General features: G+C 73.8%; 26 protein-coding genes. 7 read left to right on the top strand and 19 right to left on the bottom strand.

Going from position 1 to position 24,058, the window contains the following annotated elements; translation table 11 throughout:
• Positions 1-8: 8 nt before the first annotated feature.
• From AB3388_RS04855 to AB3388_RS04820, 8 genes are all read right to left on the bottom strand, one after another.
• The gene (locus AB3388_RS04855) at positions 9-1,529 is read right to left on the bottom strand and encodes a glutamine synthetase family protein (RefSeq protein ID WP_495409628.1); all 1,521 of its coding nucleotides are present in this window, start codon (positions 1,527-1,529) and stop codon (positions 9-11) included.
• Complete coding sequence (locus AB3388_RS04850) at positions 1,522-2,856, bottom strand: Rieske 2Fe-2S domain-containing protein (RefSeq protein ID WP_495409627.1); 1,335 nt, start codon at positions 2,854-2,856, stop codon at positions 1,522-1,524. Before AB3388_RS04850 ends, AB3388_RS04855 begins: the two co-directional genes overlap by 8 nt.
• Positions 2,857-2,953: 97 nt before the next feature.
• Entirely contained in the window at positions 2,954-3,412 is a 459-nt protein-coding gene (locus tag AB3388_RS04845; RefSeq protein WP_495409626.1) for a hypothetical protein, read from the bottom strand.
• Positions 3,409-3,819, bottom strand: a complete 411-nt coding sequence (locus AB3388_RS04840) for a TadE/TadG family type IV pilus assembly protein (RefSeq protein ID WP_495409625.1) — start codon at positions 3,817-3,819, stop codon at positions 3,409-3,411. The genes AB3388_RS04845 and AB3388_RS04840 overlap by 4 nt, the downstream gene beginning before the upstream one ends.
• A 34-nt stretch (positions 3,820-3,853) precedes the next feature.
• Positions 3,854-4,054: a hypothetical protein gene (locus AB3388_RS04835; protein WP_495409624.1), complete on the bottom strand. Its 201-nt coding sequence runs from the start codon at positions 4,052-4,054 to the stop codon at positions 3,854-3,856.
• Positions 4,055-4,083: 29 nt separating this feature from the next.
• Positions 4,084-5,025 carry a type II secretion system F family protein gene (locus AB3388_RS04830; protein ID WP_495409623.1) on the bottom strand — a complete coding sequence of 314 codons (942 nt, stop codon included), beginning with the start codon at positions 5,023-5,025 and terminating at the stop codon, positions 4,084-4,086.
• Complete coding sequence (locus AB3388_RS04825; RefSeq protein WP_495409622.1) at positions 5,022-5,879, bottom strand: type II secretion system F family protein; 858 nt, start codon at positions 5,877-5,879, stop codon at positions 5,022-5,024. Before AB3388_RS04825 ends, AB3388_RS04830 begins: the two co-directional genes overlap by 4 nt.
• The gene (locus tag AB3388_RS04820; RefSeq protein WP_495409621.1) at positions 5,876-7,096 is read right to left on the bottom strand and encodes a TadA family conjugal transfer-associated ATPase; all 1,221 of its coding nucleotides are present in this window, start codon (positions 7,094-7,096) and stop codon (positions 5,876-5,878) included. The genes AB3388_RS04825 and AB3388_RS04820 overlap by 4 nt, the downstream gene beginning before the upstream one ends.
• A 394-nt stretch (positions 7,097-7,490) precedes the next feature.
• Between AB3388_RS04820 and AB3388_RS04815 the strand changes: the two genes are divergently transcribed.
• The gene (locus AB3388_RS04815; protein ID WP_495409620.1) at positions 7,491-8,189 is read left to right on the top strand and encodes a hypothetical protein; all 699 of its coding nucleotides are present in this window, start codon (positions 7,491-7,493) and stop codon (positions 8,187-8,189) included.
• A 147-nt stretch (positions 8,190-8,336) separates the two neighbouring features.
• Here the strand turns inward: AB3388_RS04815 and AB3388_RS04810 are convergent, their stop codons facing one another.
• Complete coding sequence (locus AB3388_RS04810; RefSeq protein WP_495409619.1) at positions 8,337-9,440, bottom strand: alpha/beta hydrolase fold domain-containing protein; 1,104 nt, start codon at positions 9,438-9,440, stop codon at positions 8,337-8,339.
• 109 nt (positions 9,441-9,549) lie between these two features.
• Between AB3388_RS04810 and AB3388_RS04805 the strand changes: the two genes are divergently transcribed.
• Positions 9,550-10,137 (top strand): hypothetical protein, encoded by a 588-nt coding sequence (locus tag AB3388_RS04805; RefSeq protein ID WP_495409618.1) that lies wholly within the window; start codon positions 9,550-9,552, stop codon positions 10,135-10,137.
• A gap of 142 nt (positions 10,138-10,279) precedes the next feature.
• On the top strand, positions 10,280-10,918 hold the full coding sequence (locus tag AB3388_RS04800; protein WP_495409617.1) for a PilZ domain-containing protein: 639 nt from the start codon (positions 10,280-10,282) through the stop codon (positions 10,916-10,918).
• Positions 10,919-10,922: 4 nt separating this feature from the next.
• Here AB3388_RS04800 and AB3388_RS04795 read toward each other — a convergent pair whose 3' ends face one another.
• The 3 genes from AB3388_RS04795 to AB3388_RS04785 form a co-directional block, all read right to left on the bottom strand.
• Positions 10,923-11,054, bottom strand: a complete 132-nt coding sequence (locus AB3388_RS04795; RefSeq protein ID WP_495409616.1) for a hypothetical protein — start codon at positions 11,052-11,054, stop codon at positions 10,923-10,925.
• Positions 11,055-11,153: 99 nt separating this feature from the next.
• Positions 11,154-12,146: a hypothetical protein gene (locus AB3388_RS04790; protein WP_495409615.1), complete on the bottom strand. Its 993-nt coding sequence runs from the start codon at positions 12,144-12,146 to the stop codon at positions 11,154-11,156.
• An 88-nt stretch (positions 12,147-12,234) separates the two neighbouring features.
• Positions 12,235-13,596 (bottom strand): C40 family peptidase, encoded by a 1,362-nt coding sequence (locus AB3388_RS04785; protein ID WP_495409614.1) that lies wholly within the window; start codon positions 13,594-13,596, stop codon positions 12,235-12,237.
• 285 nt (positions 13,597-13,881) lie between these two features.
• Here AB3388_RS04785 and AB3388_RS04780 point away from each other — a divergent pair, with 285 nt between their 5' ends.
• Positions 13,882-14,028, top strand: coding sequence for a hypothetical protein (locus AB3388_RS04780; protein ID WP_495409613.1), 147 nt, complete (start codon positions 13,882-13,884; stop codon positions 14,026-14,028).
• Positions 14,029-14,326: 298 nt separating this feature from the next.
• On the opposite strand, the gene AB3388_RS04775 is transcribed toward AB3388_RS04780, so the two are convergent.
• The 6 genes from AB3388_RS04775 to AB3388_RS04750 form a co-directional block, all read right to left on the bottom strand.
• Positions 14,327-14,740 carry a hypothetical protein gene (locus AB3388_RS04775; protein WP_495409612.1) on the bottom strand — a complete coding sequence of 138 codons (414 nt, stop codon included), beginning with the start codon at positions 14,738-14,740 and terminating at the stop codon, positions 14,327-14,329.
• A 207-nt stretch (positions 14,741-14,947) separates the two neighbouring features.
• Positions 14,948-15,340, bottom strand: a complete 393-nt coding sequence (locus AB3388_RS04770; protein ID WP_495409611.1) for a hypothetical protein — start codon at positions 15,338-15,340, stop codon at positions 14,948-14,950.
• Entirely contained in the window at positions 15,337-15,663 is a 327-nt protein-coding gene (locus AB3388_RS04765) for a PadR family transcriptional regulator (protein WP_495409610.1), read from the bottom strand. The genes AB3388_RS04770 and AB3388_RS04765 overlap by 4 nt, the downstream gene beginning before the upstream one ends.
• A 55-nt stretch (positions 15,664-15,718) precedes the next feature.
• On the bottom strand, positions 15,719-17,269 hold the full coding sequence (locus AB3388_RS04760) for an acetolactate synthase large subunit (protein WP_495409609.1): 1,551 nt from the start codon (positions 17,267-17,269) through the stop codon (positions 15,719-15,721).
• Entirely contained in the window at positions 17,266-17,598 is a 333-nt protein-coding gene (locus tag AB3388_RS04755; RefSeq protein WP_495409608.1) for an EthD family reductase, read from the bottom strand. Before AB3388_RS04755 ends, AB3388_RS04760 begins: the two co-directional genes overlap by 4 nt.
• Positions 17,599-17,651: 53 nt before the next feature.
• Positions 17,652-18,593 (bottom strand): NADP-dependent oxidoreductase, encoded by a 942-nt coding sequence (locus tag AB3388_RS04750; protein ID WP_495409607.1) that lies wholly within the window; start codon positions 18,591-18,593, stop codon positions 17,652-17,654.
• 102 nt (positions 18,594-18,695) lie between these two features.
• Between AB3388_RS04750 and AB3388_RS04745 the strand changes: the two genes are divergently transcribed.
• Together AB3388_RS04745 and AB3388_RS04740 are read left to right on the top strand one after the other, a co-directional pair.
• Positions 18,696-19,976: a glycosyltransferase gene (locus AB3388_RS04745; protein ID WP_495409606.1), complete on the top strand. Its 1,281-nt coding sequence runs from the start codon at positions 18,696-18,698 to the stop codon at positions 19,974-19,976.
• Positions 19,973-22,021: a glycosyltransferase family 39 protein gene (locus AB3388_RS04740; protein WP_495409605.1), complete on the top strand. Its 2,049-nt coding sequence runs from the start codon at positions 19,973-19,975 to the stop codon at positions 22,019-22,021. Before AB3388_RS04745 ends, AB3388_RS04740 begins: the two co-directional genes overlap by 4 nt.
• Before the next feature lie 47 nt (positions 22,022-22,068).
• On the opposite strand, the gene AB3388_RS04735 is transcribed toward AB3388_RS04740, so the two are convergent.
• The gene (locus AB3388_RS04735) at positions 22,069-23,268 is read right to left on the bottom strand and encodes an acyl-CoA dehydrogenase family protein (RefSeq protein WP_495409604.1); all 1,200 of its coding nucleotides are present in this window, start codon (positions 23,266-23,268) and stop codon (positions 22,069-22,071) included.
• A 59-nt stretch (positions 23,269-23,327) separates the two neighbouring features.
• Here AB3388_RS04735 and AB3388_RS04730 point away from each other — a divergent pair, with 59 nt between their 5' ends.
• A complete protein-coding gene (locus AB3388_RS04730) occupies positions 23,328-24,035 on the top strand; it encodes a hypothetical protein (RefSeq protein WP_495409603.1) in 708 nt (235 codons plus the stop codon).
• Positions 24,036-24,058: the final 23 nt, after the last annotated feature.

Raw genomic sequence — 24,058 nt, 5'->3', positions numbered from 1 at the left:
CCCCGCGATCAGAACAGCCCGAGGTACTCGCGCTGCTCCCAGTCGGACACGTGGGCCAGGTACCGCTCGAACTCGCTGCGCTTGATGGCCGCGTACCAGTCGACGACCACGTCCCCGAGTGCCGCGCGGAACACGTCGTCGGTGGCGAGGGCCGCCACGGACTCGCCGAGGGAGCGCGGCAGCCGATCGGCGACGTCCTCGTACGGGTTCTCGGTCGCCGGCCGCAGCTCCCGCCGCCGGTTGACGCCGTCCATCCCCGCCACGAGCTGGGAGGCGACGTAGAGGTACGGGTTGGCCGACGGCTCCCCCGACCGGTTCTCCAGCCGGGTGGCCGGATCCCCGGCGCCGCCGACGACGCGCACCATGGCGCCCTTGTTGTCGAACGCCCAGGCGATCCGGTCGGGAGCGAGCGAGTACGGCTGGTAGCGCTTGTAGCCGTTGACCGTCGGCGTGCTGAAGGCGGTCGCGGCCGACGCGTGCTCGAGCAACCCTTCGAGGTAGGAGCGCCCGGTGAGCGACAGCGGCCCGGTGTCCTCGGGGTCGGGGACGAAGGAGGGCCGTCCGGTGTGCAGGCTGGTCAGCGACTGGTGCAGGTGCCAGCCGGTGGAGGCGGTGTCGGCGCCCTGCGGCCGCGACATGAAGGTGGCCAGGAACCCGTGGCGCCGGGCGATCTGCCGCACGGCGGTCCGGCAGAGGACCACCGCGTCCGCGGTGCGCGCGGCGTCCGCGGCGTCCATGGTGAGCTCGAACTGGCTGGGGCCGAACTCCAGCTCCAGCGACCGCAGCGGCAGGTCGAGCGCCACCAGGCCGTCGTGCAGCGCCTGGACCAGGACGTCGGCGCCGTCCAGGGTCTCCTCGTGCAGCAGCTGCGCCCCGGCGGTGGTCGGCAGCACCGCCGGTGCCCGGCCCGGGGCACCGGGACGCCCGGCGTCGGGGGCCTCCCCGGGAACCGCGCGGAAGACGTGGAACTCCAGCTCCGCTCCGACGGTCATCGCGTAGCCCCGCTCGGCCAGCGCACCCAGTTGCCGGCGGAGCAGGCTGCGGGTGCAGAACGGCACGGGTGCGCCGTCCGGGAAGTGCACGTCGCAGAGGATCCAGCCGGTCCGGGCCGCCCAGGGCAGCACCCGGAACGACGTCGGGTCGGGCACCAGGACGACGTCGCAGGCGCCGGTCAGCCCGCGGACGCCGACGCCCGGGTTCGCGGTGAACACCGGGAAGACCGACTTGCCCGAGGTGTCCTTCAGCAGCAGGGAGCTGGGCACGGTGAGGCCCGAGCGCATCGCGGCGGGCACGGAGGACCGGGTGAGGGTCTTGCCGCGGATGACGCCGTGGGCGTCGACGAAGCCGAACCGCACCATCTCCAGGCCGAGTTCGTCGATCACCCGCCGCATCTGGGCGGCCTGGGCGTACTGCGCCGCGCTCCACAGATCGTGCCGGTCGATGAAGCCGCCACGGTCCCCCTCGAGCAGCGGCCGGGCGCCGGCACCGCGGCCGCCCTCGGCGACCGGGCGCTCGTCGAGGTTAGGCATCGACGGTCACCTCCGTACTGGCCGAGCCGGCCCACGGTGAGGCGGCCCGGCGCTCCCGTTCGCGGTCGCGCCAGCGCTGCTGCCACCGCTCGCTGTCGGCGATCGTGTCCACGGCGGAGGGGCCGACGAGACGGGCGGCCGACTCCTCGTCCACGGGGCGGCCGGGCAGCGGCTTGCCCGCCTGGAAGGCGTCGATCGCGCTCAGCAGCAGCCGCCGGTTGGCCGTGATGGCCCGGTCGGAGACCCCCAGCCGCTCGACGGTGCGGTCCTGGATGCGGCCCACGCTCTCCGCGGCCCACTGGTCGTGGACGTTGATGTCGAGCCCCATGCCGGTGTAGGTCATCGACCGCTGCTCCTGCGGGTCGAACCCCCAGTCGTTCGCCCGGTTCCGGGTCGGGCGGTAGTCCGGCAGCGTGACGCCCTGAAGCCGCTGGGCCAGCAGCGTCTCGCGGTCGGTCTGCTGGGCGAAGTCGTAGAAGATCATGTACCAGTAGTGGTTCACGTCGTCGACGGGGACGTGCCACTGCGCGAAGACCTGGTCGTTCCCGAACGGCACCACGAACGCATTCGGGAACAGCAGGTTCGTGACCCGGACGTGCGTGATCTCGTCGGTGAGCTGACGGACGGCGAACACCCGCAGCCCGTGGTCCGCTCGCTCGACCTCGATGTCGGGTCGGTAGTGGTCCGCGACGAGCTTGGAGAGCTTCGCGCCGGTGCCCGCGACCTCCTCGCTGAACTGCTGGCCGTAGACCTCCCGCGGATCCTCGTCGAGGAACCGGTGCAGGAACGACACGTGGCTGGGGTCGATCCCGCCCTCGAGGCCCTGCAGCCAGTTGCACTCCCACAGCCCCTTGAACGCGAAGGTGTACTCCTCCGGGGCGGTGAAGCAGTCGTAGGCCGGGAACGGCGGGGGCTCGCCCGCGCCCAGATAGGCGAAGACGATCCCGTTGCGCTCCACGCACGGGTAGTGCGCGATCCGGATCTTCTCGTGGAAGCGGCTGTGCTCCGGCTCCGCCGGCTGCTCGAGGCAGCGCCCGTCCGCGGCGTAGAGCCAGCCGTGGTAGAGGCACCGCAGGCCGTCCTGCTCGAGGCGGCCGTAGGAGAGGTCCACCCCGCGGTGAGCGCAGAACCGGCTGATCAGACCCCAGCCCTCATGCCGGCGGAAGAGGACGAGATCCTCCCCGAGCAGGCGCACCGCCTTCACCGGCCGGGGCCCGGTCATCTCCGACACCAGGGCGGCGGGCTGCCAGTAGGCCCGCATCATGGCGCCCAGCGGCGTGCCGGGGCCGGTCCGGGTCAGCTTCTCGTTGTCCTCGCGCTTGAGCACGGAGGACCTCCCGCGGGGCTCGAGGGGATGCGCGGCTGCCCACCGCATCTTCGAGGACTCCGGCCCGCTGATCGAGGGGCTCGCGCGCGAGACGGCTTCAGCCGTCGATGTAACGGTCCCGCTCGACGACGAACTGGCCGGTGGCGGTGTTGGCGTCGATGAAGTCCGGGAGCAGCGGGATCCGCACGGTCACCGTGACGCAGACGCTGAACTCCTCCCCCGGCGTCAGCGCCGGCGCGTAGGAGCCGGCCGCGTCGCACCCGGCGCCTGCCGGTGCGTAGGCCACCCGGACGTCGGTGGCCTCCACCGACTGGTCCTCCACCGCCAGCTCCGCGGCGCGCTCGGCCCGCGCCCGGCCGGTCGCGACGTCCGGTGCGGTGCCGATCGCCCGCCCGGCCTCCCGCGCCGCCTCGGTCGAGGCGAACACCCCGCGCTGCACCGCCGAGAAGCCGGCCACGATGTAGACCAGCGGCACGAAGACCACCAGCGCGATGAACACGAACTCGACCAGCGCCGAGCCGGTCTCCTCGCGCAGCCGGTCGCGCGGCCGGCTCACGGCTGCTCCTTGACAGCGCGGCCGGCCGCCTCGAGCGGCAGCAGGTTGCCCAGCGCGGCGAACAGCGTCGGCACCGACCCGGAACAGCGCACCACCACCAGCGTCAGCCCGGTCGCGTCGACCTCCTGCGCCGACGTGCACGACAGCCCCTCGGCCGTCTGCACCGACGTCGCCCGCGCCACCACCTCGACCGTGCGCGCGGCCCCGAGCGCGGAGTCGACGTCGGCGTTGGCCGCGTAGCGGGCGCCCTCCTGCGCGCTCGCCGTCACCACGTTGCGCACGTGCACGTAGACCGCGACCTGCAGCACCGCGAGCAGCAGCGCCAGGATCAGCACCGAGACCAGCACGAAGTCGACGACGGCGCTGCCGCGCTCGCCGTCAGAAAGGACCCCTCTGCCCCCCGCCACTCGCAAGCTCGCGGCGGGACCCTGCAGAGGGGCCTCAGCCACCGCTCGTAACGGAGGAGAGCGCGTTCTGGACCGCGGACACGATCGCCTCGCGGAACGGGATGAGGATGGCCAGCACCAGCGCCGCCGTCATCACCGTGATCATGACCCAGCCCGGGACGTCGCCCCGCTCCGGATCGTCCCCGCGCACCCGTTCCGCCAGCGCCACCAGCGCCGCCCACAGCCCCCGCGTCATCTGTCTTCCTTCCTGTCGCGTCCGCGGGCTCACTGCGCCAGCGAGACGATGCTGATCAGCCCCGGGAACAGGGCGAAGAGAACGGTCACCGGCAGGATCAGGAAGACGACCGGGACCATCATCGCGATCTCCTTCCGCCCGCCGGCCTCGAGCAGCCGCCGCTTGCCGGCCTCCCGGACGTCGGCCGCCTGCGCCCGCAGCACCTCGGCCAGCGGGGTGCCGCGCTCCATCGCGACCAGGAGGCCGTCGATGAAGCGGGCGAGCGGCTCGAGCGACGTGCGATCGGCCACCTGCTGCAGCGCCTCGGTCAGCGGCACCCCGGCCCGCGCCCGGCCGAGCGCCGACCCGAGCTCGCGCGCCAGCTCGCCGCCCGACAGCCGGGTGACCCGTGCGATCGCCGCGCTCGGGCTCTCCCCCGCCGTGACCGCCAGCGCCAGCAGCTCGGCCACCACCGGGAACTCGGCGAGCAGCAGCTGCTCGCGCTTCTGGACCTGCTGGGTCAGCCACCAGTCGCGGCCGAGCACGCCGCCGACCAACCCCGCCACGCAGAGCAGGCCCGCGGACAGCACGTTGAGGCTGCCGGTCATCACCGAGCCGACGGTCGCGAGGACGGCGCCGCCGAGCAGTCCCAGGCCGCCCCACACGACCTGCTCGATGCGGAAGTCCTCGACGCTCGCCTCGCCGCCCAGGGCGTCGAGCCGGCGGCGCACCGCCGACCGGCCGCCGAGCACCCGGTCGACCAGCCGCGCCCCGTCACCGACGACCGGGCCGAAGATCCGCCGGACGGCGGTGAGCAGCCCGGGCTCGGTCGCGGTGCCCAGCAGCCGGGACGGCGGAGGCGTGTCGTGCACGTACGGGGCCAGCCGGTCGACCAGCCGCACCGACCGGAACGGCGGGGCGTAGGTCAGCACCAGCACGAAGCCGACCGCGGCCATGAGCCCCAGCAGCATCCCGACCACGCCGGCGCTCACTGCAGCACCCGCACGTCCTCGGGCAGCCGCCCGATCCGCAGCATCAGCCGGTAGGCCACCACGCACACCACGCCGCCGCCGACCAGCAGCGCCGTCCCCACGGGTGAGTCGTAGGCGGCGAGGGTCGTGGACTGGGTTGCCAGCAGGAGCAGCACGACCCAGGGTGCGGCGACCGCCAGACGGGCGGCCGACACGACCCAGCCCTGCCGGGTCTCCAGCTCGGCCCTGGCGCGGGCGTCCTCGCGCAGGAAGGTGGCGAGGGTGCGCAGCACGCGGCCGAGGTCGGTGCCGCCGACCTCCCGCGCGACCCGCAGCGTCTCGACGATGCGGTCGCCCACCGGGTCGGCGAGGTCGTCCTTGAGGTGGTCGAGGCATGGGCCGAACCGCCCGCTCGACCGGTACTCGCCGGCGAACCGCTCGAACGGCGGCCGCAACACCTCCGGCCCGCGGGTGGCCAGCGCGGACAGCGCCTCGGGCAGGGAGAGCCCGGCCCGCACCGCCGAGGCCAGGTTGTCGACCACCTCCGGCCAGACCTCGCGCAGGTCGGCGCGGCGCTTGCCGGCCAGCCGGCGGACCTGCGCGTACGGGAGTGCGAACCCGAAGACGCCGAAGATCAGGCTCACGGTGACGGTCCCCGTGGTGAGCAGGACGACGACCGTCGCGAGCAGGCCCAGCCCGATCTGCAGCGCGAGCAGCTGCGCGGCGTTGATGCCGGTCAGCCCGGCGGCGGCGAGCAGCTGCTCCCGGCGGCCGGGACGGCGGGGATCGGTGCGCCGCCGCGGCGCCCGCGATCCGCTGCGCCAGATCAGCAGCAAGCCGATGCCGAGCCCGAGGCCCAGGAGCGCACCGGTCATCGGAGCAGCCCGGCCAGGTCGAAACCGGCCGCGGCGAAGCGCTCGGGGTGCGGCGGATAGCCGTCCGCGCGGACCAGCCGGCCCTCACGGGACGTGAAGACGTCGGCGGTCTCGATGACGCCGCCCTCGGCCCGGCCGGGCAGCGCGACGATCTCCCGCACCCGCCGCCGTCCGTCGGCGTCGGTGCCGACGTGCACGACCAGGTCGACGCTGGCGGCCACCGTGGGGACGACGAACGCGGTGCCGATGTTCTCGCCGGCCAGCAGCGGCAGGGTGCACATCTTCACGATCGCCTCGCGCGCGCTGTTGGCGTGCAGCGTGCACATGCCGGGCAGGCCCGAGTTCAGGGCGATCAGCAGGTCGAGGCACTCCTCCTGGCGGACCTCGCCGACGACGATCCGCGACGGCCGCATCCGCAGCGCTTCCTTGACCAGCCGGCGCAGCGGGATCTCGCCGGCGCCCTCCAGGTTCGGCTGGCGGGTCTGCATGGCGACGACGTCAGGAAGCGGAACGCGCAGCTCGAAGACTTCTTCGGCGGTGATGACCCGCTCGCGGGCCGGGATCGCGGCGCAGAGGCAGTTGAGCAGCGTCGTCTTGCCGGCCTGCGTGCCGCCCGCGACCAGGATGTTCAGCCCGGCGGCGACCGCGGCCTCGAGGAACCGCGCCGCCTGGGCGGTCAGCGTGCCGAGCGCGACGAGCTCGTCGAGGTGGTGCGCCTGCAGCACGAACTTGCGGATGTTGACCGCCATGTGCCGGCGGGTGATGTCCGGGATCACGACATGGAGCCGGGAGCCGTCGGGCATCATCGCGTCGACGAAGGGCGTGGACATGTCGATCCGCCGACCGCTCGTGCGCAGCATCCGTTCGACCAGGTCGGCGAGCTCGCCGGGCTCGAGGATCGTCGTCGTCAGCTCCGACCGGCCGCGGCGGGCGACGAACACCCGGCCCGGCTCGTTGACCCAGATCTCCTCGATCTCCGGGTCGTCGAGGTAGCGCTGCAGCGGCCCGAACCCGGCCACCCGGTCGAGCACGTCCCGCACGACGGACTCGGCGTCGACGATCGGCGGCAGCGCCGAGGTCAGCGAACGTTCGGAGTAGTCGGCGACCACGTCGCGCACCAGCACGCGCACCGGCGCGGGGTCGGTGAACGGATCCAGGCCACGCCGGCGGATCAGCTCACGAACTTCGCCGTCCACGACGTCCAGCGCAGTCGGCACGGCACCCCCGTCGGCCTCGCACAGTCACCAAAGTCCCGGGGACTGTAAGAGAACGGAGCGGTTCGCGGACGGCCGCGCTCACGATCTGTGGACAACCCGACGCGAGGTCCACTCGATCAGGCGACCGCCGCACCGAGGTGCGCCTCAGGTGTGCGTCCCGGCCGGGGTCACACCCCTGAGGCGCCTCCCTGTGCGGCTGGGCTGCGTAGGTCTGCAGGTACTCGTGAGGTCCGATGACGGAGAGTTACCGTCGATCACCACGCGTGCGACGGCATCGCGAGAGGCCGGAGATTTCGGTACCGGATGACCTCAGCGGCTGGACCGGTCCCGTTCGGCTCTCGACAATGGCCGCCCGACGACATGGGCTGCCGGTCATCAGCGAGGACGGTACGTAATGGGGGAACTCGCAACGATCCTCGGCGCAGGGGCCGTCCTCCTTCTCCTGGTGGCGCTCCTCGGTGGCGGGTTCAAGGTCTTCCAGATCGAGATGGCGCACAGCGTGGGCGTGGCCACGCGCGCAGCTTGTCTGGTCATCTGTTTGGCTCTGGCGGCTGCCGCGGCGTACCTCGTCGTGCAAGAGCGGACCGACCGGCCCTCACCGGATCCGGTTGCGACCAGCACACCGGCGCCGACCATCGTGCCGACACCTCCGGCGTCCACCGTTTCCCGCTCGACTCCCCCGCCGACGACGATGCCGACCCCACCGAGCACGACCGTTCCTCTGCCAACGCCCTCGCCAGAATCGCCGGTGCAGTCGGCGGTCGGCTACATCGAGACAGGCGGTTTCGGGTCCGCGCTGGTCCGGGAGGCGCCCTCGGTGGGTTCCTCGAGCCTGGGTCAGATCCCCCACGGGACACTGGTGTACATCCTGTGCACTGCCCGCGGAGACCGGGTCACGTCTGCGGCGGGCGACGTGACGAGCGACCTGTGGGACTACGTCCCCTCCAGCACGTTCGCGCCGCGCGGCGGCTTCGTTGCCGACACGTGGGTGCTCACCGGCACCAACGACTCGACGATGCCCGACTGCAGCGCCTGCGGTTGCCTTGCGAACGCGTCCGGCCTCGAGGGTCTGGTCGGCGAGCCGACGCGCTGATCGACGCCGAACGCGCGGCGGGCTCACCATCTGCGGACGACGGCACGCCCGGTCCAGCGATCGCCGGGCCGAGATGCGCCTCAGGGGCGGATCCCGGTCGGGGTCACGTGCCTGAGGCGCATCTCGGCGGGGACTACGGCCCGCGGCTCAGAGGGTGTCGGCGAACCCCCTGATGTCGCGCACCGCCGCCTTGTACGACTCCGGCACGGCGGCCCGGAAGGACATGTCCGCCGCGTGCGTGAGCCCCAGGTTGATCCGCCCGACGACCGGCACGCCGGCGCGCTGCAGCAGCCGGAAGTAGGCGATGCCCTCGTCGCGCAGCGGGTCGAGCTCGTTGACCGAGACGACGTGCGGCGGCAGCCCCGCGACGTCGTCCTCGGTCGCGAAGTACGGCCAGGCCAGCGGGTTCTCGGCGTTCTCACCGGTCGGGTCGTAGACCGCGACGAGCATGTCCATCATCTCGCAGTTGATGTAGTGCCCGTCGTTCTCGACCATCGACGGCAGCTCCCGCAGCTTGCGCTCGCGGTCCCAGCCGTAGCCGCCGCTGATGTAGGGCACCATCGCGTAGACGCCGTCGATGTGGTCCAGCCGTCCCTCGCGCTTGGCCTTCAGGGTGGTGGCGATCACGAGGTTCGCCCCGCCCGACTCGCCCTGCAGCACGATCCGGGTGATGCCGAGCTCGTCGCGGTGCTCGTGCACCCAGTCCAGCGCGGTGCTGCAGTCGTCGAGGCCGGCCGGGAACGGGTTCGGGCCCTCGGCGGTCCACGCGTTCCGGAAGCCGACGGTGACGACGACCATGCCGGAGGCGGCGAGGTCCTCGCTCCAGCGGCGGTGCACCGCGTTGTGCGCCTCGAGAATCGCCATGCCACCGCCGTGGATGTAGATCGTGCAGGGCAGCGCCCCCTCGACCCCGGCCGGGCGGAACACGTGCAACGGGATGTCGTTGCCGTCGACGCCGCGCACCGATTCGGTGCGGTACTCGACGTCGGCGCGGACCTCGTCCGGCCAGTCGCTCGGCAGCGCGGCGTACAGGCCCTCGAAGCCGGCGTGCGAGGCCCCGACGAACTCGGCGACCTCCTCGGCCGAGGCGGTGCGGTCGAACGGCGGCGGGGCGGCGTGCCCGTCGAGGCCGAACGCGGCCAGCTGCGCCCGCAGGCCGGGATGCAGCCGGGGATCGGTGCGCAGCTCGACGTCCGGGTCGGCCAGGCGGCCCTCCTGTCGCGCCCGAAGCTCCTGCGTCGTCTCGCTCATGTTGTTCTCCCGGTGCGCCACGTTGCCTGAATGAGGCACGGGACTGTGGCCTGGGTCACGGACGCTGTCAAGGTGACCGGGAGGCGCTCCCCGTGCTGGGATCGCACGCGTGACGGAGACGGACGTCGAGGCGGCCAAGCGGGCCCGCGCCCAGCAGGTCTACGACCGGACGAGCACCCTGGCGACGGGCAACCTCATCGCGCAGGGCGCCAGCGGGCTCTTCGGCTTCGCGGCCAACCTGCTCGTCGACGCGGCCGCCGTCCCCTTCTACGCCCAGCTCTGGAACGAGATCCGCGGCATCTACGGCAAGGGCGAGATCACCGCCGAGGCCGTGAAGGTCTACCTCAAGCCGAACCTCGGCTTCCTGGCGCAGGACCTGCTGTGGGACAAGGTGGTCGGCTCGATCCCGATCATCGGCGTCCCGTTCAACATCGTCTTCGCCAAGGCGCTCACCTGGCGGCTCTGGGCCTGGTTCGGCCTGCTCTCGGCGATCGCGGACGACGACGACAGCGAGGCGCTCACCCGGGCGACGATGCAGCTGACCCGCGAGGTCCTGCCGTCGTCGCGCAGCATCTTCGACTTCGCCGCGCCGGACCGGGACGTCTTCGTGTCGTTCATCGCCTCGATCGACGGCCTGACCACGGACGACGTGCGCAGCCGCACCGAGCGTGCGCTGCAGGCACTGCGGGGCGAGTGATCGGAACCCTGTGACGCGGCGCTCCCACCCGGAAGGGGTAGGCGACCGCCGCAGCACGAAAGTTGCACATCGCAATGAGCCGTTGCCTGGCTGTAGTGAGAACAACGAGGTTCATCGACAGCGAAGCAGTGGAGAAGACGCGATGAGCGAGCACGACGCCAACCGGCCGGTGGAGACGTCGCAGGCCGACGTCACCCTGGTCACCCGCGGGATCACCGTCACCGCGGTCGTGGACGTGTCGAACGAGTTCGGCCTGGTGGTGCGGCCGGCCGGCGAGGGCTCGGCGTGGAAGACGTCGGTCACCACCGGCGACCCCGTCGAGGTGTTCTGGGTCGCCGGCAACGAGGAGCGGACCCTGCCGGCCAAGATGGTCGAGGTCGAGGACGGCGAGGAGCCGCGCTGGCACCTCGCCCCCACCGGCCCCGCCGAGCGCAGTCAGCGCCGCAAGGCCGTCCGCGCCCGCGTCGAACTGCCGGTCGTGATGCCGTGGGCGGACTCGCAGCTCACCGGCACGACCGTCGACCTCAGCGAGGCCGGCATGCGCGCGCTGATGGACGGCTGGGGACTGCCGCCGCAGGCCGGCACCCGCGTCGGCTTCACGATCTCCCTCGAGAACGCCTTCGTCGACCTGCACGGCGACATCGTCTGGGTGGTCGAGCGCGGGCCGAAGTGGCTGATGGCCGTGCAGTTCCACGACGTCCACGAGCGGGACGGCGACCGGCTGCGCAAGCGGGTCTTCGAGGCCCTGCGCGCCGAGCGCGCCGCCCAGGCGGTGAGCTAGTCCCCTACCGGGCGAGGGCGACGGCCGTGTAGATCCCGATGTTGAGCAGCACCAAGCTGCCGAAGAAGGCCGTGACCCCCGAGACGCGCGACCGCACGGCCGTCCGCTTGCTGCCCGGCCGCTGCTGCACCGTCATCCGGCTCCCCCTCGTCGACTTCCGTGGCCTGGCCACCGTCCGTCAGGGCTCGGCGTGGCGCCAAGCGCGGCACGGCACGCGACGGGCCGCGCCGGTGTGTCAGCAACTCCCCCCGACGTACCCGGTCACAGCGGGCCACGCCTCCGCCGGCGTCGTCGGCCAGTCGTAGATCGACACGCCCACCGCGCCCTGCTCGCCGGCCGCCCGCACCATGCCCGCGTAGTCGGCGGCGGTCTCGGCCGTGTCGAAGCCGCCCACGACCGCCACGACCGCGCACTGGTCGCCCAGGTGCGCGCGCAGCCGGGCGACGTTCTCGCCGACGTAGGTGTAGGCGTCGGTCCACTCCGGCTCCGCGCGGTTCGACCAGTACGCCATCGGCAGCCACACGTCGTAGACGTCGCCGATCTCCGCCCACGGGAAGTCCGGCCAGTACCCGGGGTTGAGCACGTCGGTCACCACCGGCGGCAGCACGATCGCCCCCAGGACGGCGTCCGGCGCGGCCTCCCGCAGCCGCCGCGAGAGCTCCACCAGCGCCGCGTTGCGCGGGCCCAGCTCGGCGTCCTCGGTGAACTCGATGTCCACCGCCACCGCGTCGAAGCCCTCGCCGGACGCGCGGAAGTCGAGCATCTCCCGCAGCCGCCGCAGGTCGCCGTCCACGTCGGTGAAGTGCGGCAGGTACCAGGCGACGACCTGCATCCCCCGCGCGTGCGCGCGGACGAGGAACTCCCCCAGCAGATCCGTGCTCAGCAGCCCGGGGAACCGCGGGTCGTCGGCGGCGGGCTGCAGGTAGAGGGTCCGCACGCCGGCGTCGGCCATCGCGTCGACGTCGGCCGGCACGACGGACGGCGCCGGACCGCCGAATTCACGCGTGAACCGGTACCGCGAGAGCCAGGTGCCGGCGCCCTCGTACGGCGACGGTGCGACCTCGGCCGCGCTCGGCGACGCCGGCGACGGGGTCGCGGACGTCTCGGAGGAGGCGCCGCGCGGCTCGCCCAGCGTCTCCGTGGTGACGAGGACGGCGCCGATGATCACCACCAGCACGGCGAGCAGCACCGGCCCGACGTGGCGCGCCCGCCGCCGATGCCGCCCCATGACCACCCCTGTCGCAGCATGGGGGCTCTACCCGTCCGGGGCAACGACGCGCCGCCGTCCCCACGGGGGACGGCGGCGTGTCCGCGGGTCAGGCGCCGGGGCGGGCACCGCCGATGAAGCCGGACCAGCGCATCGAGACGATGCGGACGGTCTTGCCGCTCTCGGGGGCCTCCAGGATGCGGCCGTCGCCGAGCCAGATGGCGACGTGGTAGATCGTCGACGGGTTGCCCGTGTTGCTGGCCCAGAAGACCAGGTCACCGCGCTGCAGGTTGCTGCGCGACACCTTCGGCAGGGCGCGGTACTGGTCGCGGCTGGTGCGCGGGATCGAGATCCCGGCCTGGTAGTAGGCGTAGCGGGTCAGCCCCGAGCAGTCGAAGCCGACGACGCCGGCGTCGATGCCCCACCCCATGCTGGGCCCGGACAGCGAGCCACCGCCCCAGGCGTAGCGGGTGCCGAGCCAGCGCTGCGCCGCGGCGATCGCGCCCTCGGCCCCGGACGACGGGGCCGGCGCGGCGGAGCCGCCGCCGGACGGCGCGGGGTCGGGCGTAGCCGTCGGCGTGGGGGCCGGGGCCGGGGCCGGGGCCGGGGCCGGCGCCGGGGCGGGCGCGGGCGTGGGCTCCGGCTCGTCGGCGACCGCCGCGGCAGCCGCGGCGGCCGCGGCGGCCTGCTCGCGGTCGTAGGCGTCGGCGGCGGAGCGCTCGCCCTGCAGGCCGGCCAGGGTGTCCTGGGCGGCGTCGAGCTGCGCCTCCAGCTGGGCCTGCTGCGTCTCGACGGCGGCGGCCTGTGCGCGGGCGTCGGTCTCCAGCGCGTTGGCCGAGTCGAGGGCGGCCGAGGCCTCCTGCTGCAGGGTGTCGGCGGCGGTGAGCGCGGTCCGCGCCGCGCCCTGGGCCTGCTCGGCCTGCTGCTCGACCTCGGTCACCCGGGTCAGGACGTCGGCGCGGTGGTCACCGGCGGCGTCGAGCAGGGCGGCGCGCTCGAGCATCTGCGCCGGGCTGCCCGAGCTGAGCAGGCCGGTCAGGCGCGAGCTCGTGCTGCCGGACATGTAGCTGTCGCGGGCGAAGGAGGCGACGTCGGACCGCGCGCCGGCCAGGTCGGCCTGGGCCTGCCGTGCGGCGTCGTCGGCGGCCGCGGCGGCGGTCCGGGCCGCCTCGTACTCGGCCTGCTTGGTCAGGAACGTGTCGAGTGCGATGTTGGCCTGCGCGTGCGCGGCCTCGACCTGCGCCTGCGCGGAGGCGATCTGCGCGGAGATCCGGCCGACCTCCGCGGCGGCGGCGTCGGCGGCCGTCTGGGCCTGGCGGAGCTCGCTGTCGGAGGGGTCCTTGGGGCGGGCCGCGGCCACACCGGGCGCGATCCCCAGCCCGACCAGGGTCGCCACGGCCACCCCGGTCGCGCGGGTCGCCCAGCGCAGGAGCCTGCGTCGTCCCGTTCCGTTCTCGACCGGCAGCCGCACCGAAACCGACTCCTTCGCGTTCGTTTCGCATTCCTCGTGAATGCGACAGGAAAGGAATCGACCCCGTCGGGTGAATGCTTGAGCAGTTTTTTCCGGGACAGGTCAATGGGAAATGCGCGATCCCCATGTCGACATGCGGATCGCGCATGCGGCGAATGGTCGTGATCCGAGGCGGAACACCCCGGTCGGATTCGGGACGGCGGAAGGCCCTCCCGGGGAACACCCGCCCGGCGTAGCGTGCCCGCCACCGGAGCCGTTCCGGCCCTCCGCGAGGGAGCGAGAGCCATGGCCGACAAGTCGCCCCACGACGCCCACTCCGCGAAGAAGTCGGGCAAGTCGCTCAAGGAGAAGCGCAGCGAGCGCAAGGAGAAGCAGCAGGTCGCCGCGCAGATGGAGCGACTGCTGCACCCGCGCGAGACGCCGCGTCGCTGACGGCGGTTACGCGCCGAAGGTGTTGTCGGGGCCCATCCGGCCCGCGTCGTCCTTTCCGCACACCGCGCACGAGCGGTAGCGCGCGCCACCTCCCCGTGCTCGGACGAACAGGCGAACTAGTGCCGCGTCAGGCATCCTTCGCCTCGGGCACCGGGCGGGACTCGGTTGCCGATGCCGACCGGTGTCGACTCGTGGCGGTATCGCGCGCCCATGAGACCACCGGGATCCGACACTCGGTGGCATCCGGCAGTCCACCGGCAGCAAGCCAACGACGGGGCGAAGGTCGGAAGCCGCGGCACTAGACGGGACCCCCGCCCCCGGCGCCGCCCATGAACCCGCCGGAGACGGAGTACCAGCCGCCGTGCTCCTTCCTGCACACCGCGCAGGCGACGTAGCGCCCGCCGTCCGGGGTGCTGAACGATCTCCAGTGGTGCCAGTGCAGGTAGTGGCAGCGGAACCGCTGACCGGCGGTGGTGGACCGCACGACGACGTCCTCGGACGAGGTGGACGAGCCGCCGAGCGCGGCCCGCAGCGCGAGGGCCTGGGACAGGACGCCGGTCGCGTGGCGGAGCTGGTCGGACACCGGCAGCCCGCACAGCTCCGCCACGAACTCCGCCTGGTACCGGCGCCGGTCCGCCGGGGTCGGCAGCAGCCGCGCGGCCAGTCCGACGGCCCACCGGGCGGCGGTCAGCGGGCGGGCGGGGGTGGCCATCCGGGCTCCTCGTCACACGCCGCCGGGCGGCATGTCACGGGGGTCGAGTCGCGTAGTCTCCTCGGGGGGCCGGGCGAACGGCTCGTCCTCACGGCCGCAGGACCGGCAGGTGCGGACCCACTGCCCGTCGGGCGCTCCGACGGTCGTCCACCGGTGCAGCCCCAGCCGGCACCGTAGGCGCCGTCGATCCGCGGGGGTCATGTCGGCTCAGCCAGCACCGGGGACGACCTGGATGGCCTTGTCCCAGCCCCCGTGGTCCTTGTGGCACACCGCGCAGGCGATGTAGCGCTCGCCGTCCGGTGTGCTGACCGGCTTCCAGTGGTGCCAGTGCATGTACCGGCAGCGGAACCGCTGGCCGGCGGTGGTGGTGCTCATCGCAGCCTCCTCGGACGGGTGGTGCGAACCGCCCAGCGCGGCGCGCAGGGCGAAGGCCTGGGACAGGACGCCGGCCGTGTGCGGGAACTGGGCGGATACCGGCAGCCCGTACAGCTCGGCGACGAACTCGCAGTAGTAGCGCTCGCGATCGGCGGAGGGCAGCGCGCGCACCGCGACGGCGATGCCCGAGCGCGTGCCGAGGACGGGGGGCCGGGGCGCGCTCACGTCTCCCCCAGCTGCGGACGCAACCCGAGCACCGGCGACGGGCGATGCGCCCGGGCCAGGGCCGCCTTCGCGGCCAGCAGGCCGTCGGCGGTGAGCCGGTAGTAGCGGCGCGGCGGGCGGCCCTCGGCCTGCGGGTCGATGTCCTCCCACCGGGAGGTCAGCCAGCCCACGCCCTCGAGCCGGGCCAGGATCGGGTGGATCGTGCCGCTGCGCAGCCCGGCCAGGTCCCCGATCTCGACGCCGTACAACTCGCGCTGGGCATGGTCCAGCAGCGCCTGCAGCACCAGCTGCGTCGGAATGGTCATCCGGGGCTCGGCCGCCATGGTCGAACTCTACCTAGCCCCCTAGGTAGAGAACAACCTTGGTTGGGGAGGCGAACTACCTTCGGGGCAGGACGGCGTCGATCAGGTGCGGGCCCGGCTCGGCGAGGGCCCGCCGCAGCTGGTCGGCGAGGTCCTCCCCCGTCTCCGCGCGGGTGGCCGGCACGCCCATCCCCTGCGCCAGCGCGACGAAGTCCAGGTCCGGCCCGCCGAGGTCCAGCAGCTGGGCAGCCCGCTTGCCGTCACCGGCGGCTCCGACCCGGGACAGCTCGTGCTCGAGGATCGCGTAGGAGCCGTTGTCGCAGACGATCGTCGTGACGTCGAGCTGCTCGCGGGCGTAGGTCCACAGCGCCGAGATCGTGTACATCGCGCTGCCGTCGGCCTGCAGGCCGATCACCGGCCGGCCGGGGCTGGCGACCGCCGCCCCCGCGGCCAGCGGCAGCCCGTCGCCGATCGCGCCGCCGGTCAGCGACAGCACGTCGTGCCGCGGCGCCCCGGCGGTCAGCTCGGCCAGCCCGACGCCGGAGGTGATCGCCTCGTCCACGACGATCGCGCCCTCGGGCAGCAGCGCGCCGAGCACCGCCGACAGCGAACGGGCGTCCAGTGGGCCGGTCGGCAGCTCGGGGCGCGAGGCCTCCAGCAGCCGCGGCTCCGCGTCCTCGGCGATCGCCTCCGCGAGCGCCTGCAGTCCGGCGACGGCGTTCTCCCCCGGCGCCGCGAGCACGTGCACGGTGCAGTCCTCGGGCACCGGGTGCCCGGGCAGCCCCGGATAGCCGAAGAAGTGCACCGGCGCCGGCGCGCCGGCCAGCACCAGGCGCCGGGTGCCGGCGAGCGCGGCCATCGCCATCTCCGGCGGGTACGGCAGCTTCGGCACGTCGGGCAGCCCGGCCCCGCGCGGCAGGCGGGACGGGAAGGTCTCGCAGAGCAGCCGCGCGCCGGTGCCGGCGGCGATCCGCGCGGCCGCGAGCTGCCCCTCCTCCCGCAGGGCGTCCCCGCCGAGGAAGAGCACCGCCGGTTCCCCCGACGTCAGCGCCGCGGCCGCCTCGCCGACCGCCTCGGGGGCCGGGAAGGAGGCGGGGTGCACCGGCACCGGGTCCGCCACGGCGGCGCCGTCCTCCCACGAGACGTCGGCCGGGAGGATCAGCGTGGCGACCCCGCCGGGCGCGGTCAGCGCGGCCGCCACGGCGTGGGCGGCGTCCGCGCCGACGTCGGCCGGCGTCAGCGACCGGTGCACCCAGGTGGAGAAGGTGCCGGCCACCGCGTCGATGTCGGACTCCAGCGGCGCGTCCAGCCGCTTGTGCGAGCGCGCGTGGTCGCCGACGACGTTGACCATCGGCGTGCGGCCGCGCCGGGCGTTGTGCAGGTTGGCCAGGCCGTTGCCCATGCCCGGCCCGAGGTGCAGCAGGGTCGCCGCGGGCCGCCCGGCCATCCGCGCGTAGCCGTCGGCGGCGCCGGTGGCCACGCCCTCGAACAGGGTCAGCACCCCGCGCATCTCAGGGACGTCGTCCAGCGCCGCGACGAAGTGCATCTCCGAGGTGCCGGGGTTGGCAAAGCAGACGTCGACCCCGGCGCCGACCAGCGTGCGGATGAGGGCGTGTGCCCCGTTCACGGCATCTCGGGCAGGCCGGCCTGCACCTCGTGCACCTCGTAGTGGTACATCGTCGCTCCGCCGGTGGCGAAGTTGGCGACGTCCTCGGCCGCCGCCCTGCCCTCGTTCGAGGCGAAGGCCTTGCCCATCGCCTCCTCGGACGGGAAGTCCAGCTCCACGGCCAGGTACGGCGCCGGCTGGGACGGGTCCAGCGGCTGCGCCCGCCCGACCGTCATCCGGACCAGGCCCGGCATCTCCATCGCCAGCGGCGTGTGGGTGTCGCGGTAGTAGTCGTCGAACGCCCCCGGGTCCTCCGGCTGGCCGTAGTTGACGACGACGCGATGCACCATGATCCGTACCTCCGTTGGTCGCGGGCGTTCTCCCTCGCGCCAGCCAAGCAGCCTCAGAACGTGAGCACCAGCCGGCCGCGGACCCCGCCGCGGGCGAGCAGCCGGTGCGCCTCGGCGGCCTCGGCCGCGGGGAACGTCTGCGCCACGCGCAGGGTCACGACGCCCTGCTCGGCCTGATGGCGCAGCCGGTCCAGCGCGGCCCGGTCCTGCGCCACGCGGCGGACCAGGGTCGGGAAGAACCGCAGGCCCCGCTGCCCGTCGCCGCGGTAGCCGCGCACCGTCGCCACCGCTCCCCCGTCGCGGACGGCGGGCAGCACCAGCGCGTCCTGCACCGAGCCGTCGGCCAGCCCGTCGACGCCGTCGGGGAACTCGGCGCGGATCCGCTCGGCGACGTCGTCCCCCCGCCGGACGACGACGTCGGCACCGAGGTCGCGCACCAGCTGCTCGTCGGCCTCGGCCGCGTCGGCGACCACGGTCAGGCCGTCGGCCTTGGCCAGCTGGACGACGTAGCCGCCGTACGCGCCGGCCGCGCCGGTCACCGCGAGCACCTGCCCCGGCTGCAGCGCCATGAGGTCGAGGGAGAACCGGGCGGTGAGGCCGTTCATCGGCAGCGTGGCGGCCTCGACGTCCGTCGCGTTCTTCGGCGAGCGGACGACGGAGTCCGCCGGCAGCACCAGGCTCTCCCGGTAACCGCCGTGCGCCCCGGTCGGGACGACGACGCCCATCACCGGCGCCCCGATCTCGAGGTCCGGCCGGTCGACGCCCTCGCCGATCTCGTCGAGCACACCGGCGGCGTCCATGCCCGGGACGAACGGCGGCTCCTTGACCGGGTCGCGCTCGGCGTAGGCGCCCTTCACCAGGTGGGTGTCGGTCGGGCTGACCGCCGCCGCCGTCACCCGCAGCCGCACCTGCCCGGGCCCGGCGTGCTCCTCCGGCACGTCGACGATGTGCAGGGCCTCCGGCCCGCCGAACTCGGTCACCCCGGCTGCGCGCATGCCGTCCTCTCTACCCGGTCACTCTGTGTGAGCTCGCTGTGTACAGAGAATGCACAGCCGCCCCCCGGCTTCACTCCAGCTCGCGCCACGACGGTGATCGTCATGCCACCGTTGCTGGAGAGCGCCGCCGTGCGCGCCGAGGACCCCTGCCCCCGGCGCCCCATCCTCGACGTGGTCGTCCCCGTGCACGACGAGGAGGCCGACCTCGAGCGGTGCCTGCGCCGGCTGCACGCCCACCTGTCCGGCCTGCCCTGGCCCTTCCGGATCACCGTCGCCGAGAACGCGAGCACCGACGGCACCCTGGCCGTGGCCGAGCGGATGGCCGCCGAGCTGCCCGGCGTCGAGGTGCGGGTGCTGCTCGAGCCCGGCCGCGGGCGGGCGCTGCGCGAGGTCTGGCTGGCCTCCGACGCCCCGGTGCTCGTCTACATGGACGTCGACCTGTCCACCGACCTGGCCGCGCTCCTGCCCCTGGTCGCGCCGCTGCTCAGCGGGCACTCCGACCTGGCGATCGGCACCCGGCTCTCCCGCTCGTCGCGGGTGGTCCGCGGGCTCAAGCGCGAGGTGATCAGCCGCGGCTACAACCTGCTGCTGCGCGGGGCGCTGGCCACCTCGCTGTCCGACGCGCAGTGCGGCTTCAAGGCGATCCGGGCCGACGTCGCGCACCGGCTGCTGCCGCTGGTCGAGGACACCGGCTGGTTCTTCGACACCGAGCTGCTGGTGCTGGCCGAGCGCGCCGGGCTGCGCATCCACGAGGTGCCGGTCGACTGGGTCGACGACCCCGACAGCCGGGTCGACATCGTCCGGACGGCGAAGGCCGACCTCGCCGGGATCGCCCGGATGCTGCGCGCGTTCGGCACCGGACGGCTGCCCGTGGCCGAGCTGCGCGCGCAGATCGGCCGCCAGCCGCTGCCCGACCCGGTGCCCGGCGTGCCGCCGGGTCTGCTGGCCCAGCTGCTCCGCTTCGCCGTCATCGGCGTGCTGTCCACCCTCGCCTACACGCTGCTGTTCCTACTGCTGCACCCCGCGCTGGGCGCGCAGGTCGCCAACTTCACGGCGCTGCTGCTCACCGCGATCGCGAACACCGCCGCCAACCGGCGGATCACCTTCGGCATCCGCGGCGGCTCCGGCGCCGCGGTGCACCACGCGCAGGGCCTGGTCGTGTTCAGCCTCGGCCTCGCGCTGACCAGCGGCTCGCTCGCCGTCCTGCACGCCGTCGCCCCGGGCGCGTCCCGGGCCGCGGAACTCCTGCTGCTCGTCGCCGCCAACGCCGTCGCGACGCTGCTGCGCTTCGTCCTCTTCCGCGGCTGGGTCTTCCGGCCGCGCCCCGCACCCACCCCTGCCGACGGCCCCCTGGCCGTCCTCGAGATGGAGACCGTTCGTTGACCACCACCCTGCCCGCCGCTCCCGCGGAACGCACCGCGCCGCCACCCGCGCCGCCCACTCCCCCGGCGAGGCCGTCCCGGGCGCGGCGGCTGGTCCGCGGCCGGGACGACGACCCGGGCTGGGTGCGCCCGGCGCTGCTCGGCCTGCTCGCGGCCGCCGGCGTGCTCTACCTGTGGGACCTGGGCGCCTCCGGCTGGGCGAACGCGTTCTACTCGGCGGCGGTGCAGGCCGGCTCGCAGAGCTGGGAGGCGTTCTTCTACGGCTCCTCCGACGCGGCCAACTCCATCACCGTCGACAAGCCGCCGGCGTCGCTGTGGGTGATGGCCCTGTCGGTGCGGCTGTTCGGGCTCTCGTCGTGGTCGATCCTGGTGCCGCAGGCGGTCATGGGCGTGGCCACGGTCGGCGTCCTCTACCTCGCCGTCCGCCGGGTGGCCGGGTACGGCCCGGCGCTGCTCGCCGGGGCGGCCATGGCGGTCACCCCGGTCGCCGCGCTGATGTTCCGGTTCAACAACCCGGACGCGCTGCTGGTCCTGCTCATGACGATCGCCGCCTACGGGGTGACCCGCGCCGTCGAGAAGGCGAGCCTGCGCTGGCTGGTCGCCGTCGGGGCGCTGATCGGGCTGGCGTTCCTGACCAAGACGCTGCAGGCGATGCTCGTCGTCCCCGGGTTCGCGCTGGTCTACCTGCTGACCGCGCCGACGACGTTCGGCAAGCGGATCGGGCACCTGCTCGCCGCCGGCGCCGCGCTGGTGGTCACCGGCGGCTGGTGGGTCGCGATCGTCGAACTGGTCCCCGCCTCGATGCGGCCCTACATCGGCGGCTCGCAGACCAACTCGGCGTGGGAGCTGATCTGGGGCTACAACGGCCTGGGCCGGCTGACCGGCGACGAGACCGGCAGCGTCGGCGGCGCAGGCGGCTGGGGCGAGACCGGCCTGACCCGGTTGTTCAGCGCGGAGATCGGCGGGCAGATCGCCTGGCTGCTGCCCGGGGCGCTGGCCCTGCTCGTCGCCGGGCTCGTCGCCGTCGGCCGGGCCCCGCGCACCGACCGCCGCCGGGCGGCGCTGCTGACCTGGGGGACCTGGCTGGTGGTCACCGGCCTGACGTTCAGCCTGATGGCCGGCATCTTCCACGCGTACTACACGGTGGCGCTGGCCCCGGCGATCGCCGCGCTGGTCGGCATCGGCGCCGGGCTGCTCTGGCAGCGCCGCTCGGCGGTCTGGCCGCGGATCGCGTTGGCGGTCGCGCTGGCCGGCACCGCCGTCTGGTCGTGGGTGCTGCTCGACCGGTCGGTGGACTTCCTGCCCTGGCTCAAGTGGGTGGTGCTCGTCGCCGGCGTGCTGGCCGCGCTCGGGCTGCTGGTCGTCGACCGCCTCGGCAGCGCCGTCGTGGCCGCCGTCCTCGCGGCCGGCATCGTGGCCGGGCTGGGCGGGCCGGCGGCCTACGCCGTCCAGACGGCGGGGACCGCGCACACCGGGTCGATCCCGAGCGCCGGGCCGTCGGTGGTCGGCGCGGGCTTCGGCCCGGGCGGGGGTGGGTTCCGCGGCGGTTTCGGTGCGCAGGCCGGCGGCACCCGGCCGTCGTTCGGGGGCGGCACCGGCGCCATGCCCACCCCGCCCACCGGCGGCACCGGCACCGCGCCCGGCGGGACGACCGGGTTCGGCGGCTTCGGCGGCTTCGGCGGCCTGCTCAGTGCCGGCAGCGTGAGCGACGAGATGGCTGCGGCCCTGTCGGAGGACGCGTCGTCCTACACCTGGGTGGCGGCGACGATCGGCGCGAACAACGCGGCCGGCTACCAGCTGGCCACCGAGTTGCCGGTCATGCCGATCGGCGGGTTCAACGGCAGCGACCCCTCGCCGACGCTGGCGCAGTTCCAGGCCTACGTCGAGGCCGGCCAGATCCACTGGTTCATCGGCGGCGGCGTGGGGATGCGCAGCGACAGCGGCAGCGACTCCGGCCAGGAGATCGCCGCGTGGGTGGAGGCGAACTTCACCTCGGTCACGGTCGACGGCGTCACGATGTACGACCTCACCCAGCCGGCGGCCTGAGTCCTGCCCGGGGACTTTCCGCGCGGAAAGTCCCCGGGCGGACGGGGTCAGCGCTTGAGGGCGTAGGTCTTGAGCAGGCCGCGGCTGATGATCGTCTTCTGGATCTCGCTGGTGCCCTCGCCGATGAGCAGGAACGGCGCCTCGCGCATGAGCCGCTCGATCTCGTACTCCTTGGAGTAGCCGTAGCCGCCGTGGATGCGGAACGCCTGGGTGGTCACCTCGGCGCAGTACTCGCTGGCCAGCAGCTTGGCCATGCCGGCCTCGACGTCGTTGCGCGAGCCGGAGTCCTTCAGCCGTGCGGCCCGCACCATCATCGCGTGCGCGGCCTCGACCTTGGTCGCCATCTCCGCCAGCTGGAAGGCGATCGCCTGGTGCTGGGCGATCGGCCGGCCGAAGGTCTCCCGCTGCTGGGCGTAGGCGATGGCCAGCTCGAAGGCCCGGATGGAGATGCCGCAGGCGCGGGCGGCGACGTTGACCCGGCCCACCTCGACGCCGTCCATCATCTGCGCGAAGCCGCGACCCGGGGTGCCGCCGAGGATGTCGTCGGCGGAGACGGCGAAGCCGTCGAACACCAGCTCGGTGGTGTCGACGCCCTTGTAGCCCATCTTGTCGATCTTGCCGGGGATGGTGAGCCCGGGGAGGACCTCGCCGAAGCCGGCGGGCTTCTCGATGAGGAAGGTGGTCAGGTTCTGGTGGGCCTTCTCGGCGCCCTCGTCGGTGCGCACCAGCGCCGCGACGAGCGTGGAGGACCCGCCGTTGGTCAGCCACATCTTCTGGCCGTCGATGACGTAGCCGCCGTCGGCCTGCCGGACCGCCTTGGTGCGGATGCCCGCCACGTCCGACCCCAGGCCCGGCTCCGACATGGAGAAGGCGCCGCGGACCTCGCCGGTGGCCATGCGCGGCAGCAGGCGCTCCTTCTGCTCCTGCGTGCCGTGCTGCAGCACCATGTAGGCGACGATGAAGTGGGTGTTGATCACGCCGGAGACGCTCATCCAGCCGCGGGCGATCTCCTCGACCACCAGCGCGTAGGTCAGCAGCGACTCGCCCAGGCCGCCGTACTCCTCGGGGATCGTCAGCCCGAAGATGCCCAGCTCCTTGAGCCCGTCGACGATCGCCTGCGGGTAGACGTCGCCGTGCTCGAGCTCCTGGGCGTTGGGGATGATCTCCTTGTCGACGAAGCTGCGGACGGTCGCCAGGATCTCCTGCTGGATGTCGGTCAGGTCGGCGGTCTGCGCCAGGCGGGTCATGCGGGCTCCTCCGGGGACTCCGGTGTCCGTGGGTTACCGGTGAAGTTACCGTCGCCCGGGTGAGCACCCGCTCCGCCCGCGTGGCGACGCTCCTCACGGCGGCCGCCGTCCTGCTGGCCGGCTGCACGGGCGACGGGTCCTCGTCGGAGCCGACCTCCGGATCGGCCGCCGAGACCTCCCCCGAGCCGGCCCCGGCGGAGGCCGAGGCCTCCGCGGAGGCCGCCGCCGATCCCGCCGACGCGACGGACGCGCCGAGCGCGGCGCTGTCGGTCGCGCTGCGTGCCGACGACCTGCCGGCCGGCTGGACCGTGCAGGCCAACCCCGTCCCGGACGGCGACCTGACCGACAACCCGAGCCTGACCGGCATCTGCGGCGGGACATTCCCCAGCGAGGCCGCCCGGACGGCGAAGTTCCCGGTGACCGGGGTGGATCCGGACGGCACGCCCGCCGTGGTCTCCGAGGCGATCAGCTACCGGTCGGCCGCCGACGCCGCGGGTGCGCTCGGCGAGCTGCGGGCGGCGTTCGCGGCCTGCCCCGCCGAGGACCGCACGATCGTCGACCCGCCCCCGCGCGTCGACGGGCTCGCGGAGGACTCCGTCGTGGTGGAGTACGAGCTGGCGTCCGGCGCCCGGCAGCAGGTGGTCGCGCAGGCGCGCGGCGCCGTCGTGTCGGTGCTGCTCGGCGAGGACCCCGCGGCGACCGCCGGCGCGGCGCAGTCCATCGCCGGGCGGCTCGCCGCACTGCCCCCCGCCGCGATCGGCCTGTGAGGCCGGAGGAGAGAGGAAGCGCG

The organism is Geodermatophilus sp. SMS 5-13, from assembly GCF_059428245.1.
Note: the sequence above shows the minus strand (reverse complement) of the source record. Positions and strands in the feature narration are given on the sequence as shown.

Bases quoted from the DNA above. Each gene is read 5' to 3' on its own strand.
- AB3388_RS04835 (WP_495409624.1), bottom strand. From the start codon at position 4,054: ATGACGCGGGGGCTGTGGGCGGCGCTGGTGGCGCTGGCGGAACGGGTG.
- AB3388_RS04775 (WP_495409612.1), bottom strand. From the start codon at position 14,740: ATGGCCACCCCCGCCCGCCCGCTGACCGCCGCCCGGTGGGCCGTCGGA.
- AB3388_RS04795 (WP_495409616.1), bottom strand. From the start codon at position 11,054: ATGACGGTGCAGCAGCGGCCGGGCAGCAAGCGGACGGCCGTGCGGTCG.
- AB3388_RS04745 (WP_495409606.1), top strand. From the start codon at position 18,696: ATGCCACCGTTGCTGGAGAGCGCCGCCGTGCGCGCCGAGGACCCCTGC.
- AB3388_RS04750 (WP_495409607.1), bottom strand. From the start codon at position 18,593: ATGCGCGCAGCCGGGGTGACCGAGTTCGGCGGGCCGGAGGCCCTGCAC.
- AB3388_RS04735 (WP_495409604.1), bottom strand. From the start codon at position 23,268: ATGACCCGCCTGGCGCAGACCGCCGACCTGACCGACATCCAGCAGGAG.
- AB3388_RS04815 (WP_495409620.1), top strand. From the start codon at position 7,491: ATGGGGGAACTCGCAACGATCCTCGGCGCAGGGGCCGTCCTCCTTCTC.
- AB3388_RS04810 (WP_495409619.1), bottom strand. From the start codon at position 9,440: ATGAGCGAGACGACGCAGGAGCTTCGGGCGCGACAGGAGGGCCGCCTG.
- AB3388_RS04765 (WP_495409610.1), bottom strand. From the start codon at position 15,663: ATGGCGGCCGAGCCCCGGATGACCATTCCGACGCAGCTGGTGCTGCAG.
- AB3388_RS04790 (WP_495409615.1), bottom strand. From the start codon at position 12,146: ATGGGGCGGCATCGGCGGCGGGCGCGCCACGTCGGGCCGGTGCTGCTC.
- AB3388_RS04755 (WP_495409608.1), bottom strand. From the start codon at position 17,598: ATGGTGCATCGCGTCGTCGTCAACTACGGCCAGCCGGAGGACCCGGGG.
- AB3388_RS04855 (WP_495409628.1), bottom strand. From the start codon at position 1,529: ATGCCTAACCTCGACGAGCGCCCGGTCGCCGAGGGCGGCCGCGGTGCC.
- AB3388_RS04800 (WP_495409617.1), top strand. From the start codon at position 10,280: ATGAGCGAGCACGACGCCAACCGGCCGGTGGAGACGTCGCAGGCCGAC.
- AB3388_RS04780 (WP_495409613.1), top strand. From the start codon at position 13,882: ATGGCCGACAAGTCGCCCCACGACGCCCACTCCGCGAAGAAGTCGGGC.
- AB3388_RS04825 (WP_495409622.1), bottom strand. From the start codon at position 5,879: ATGACCGGTGCGCTCCTGGGCCTCGGGCTCGGCATCGGCTTGCTGCTG.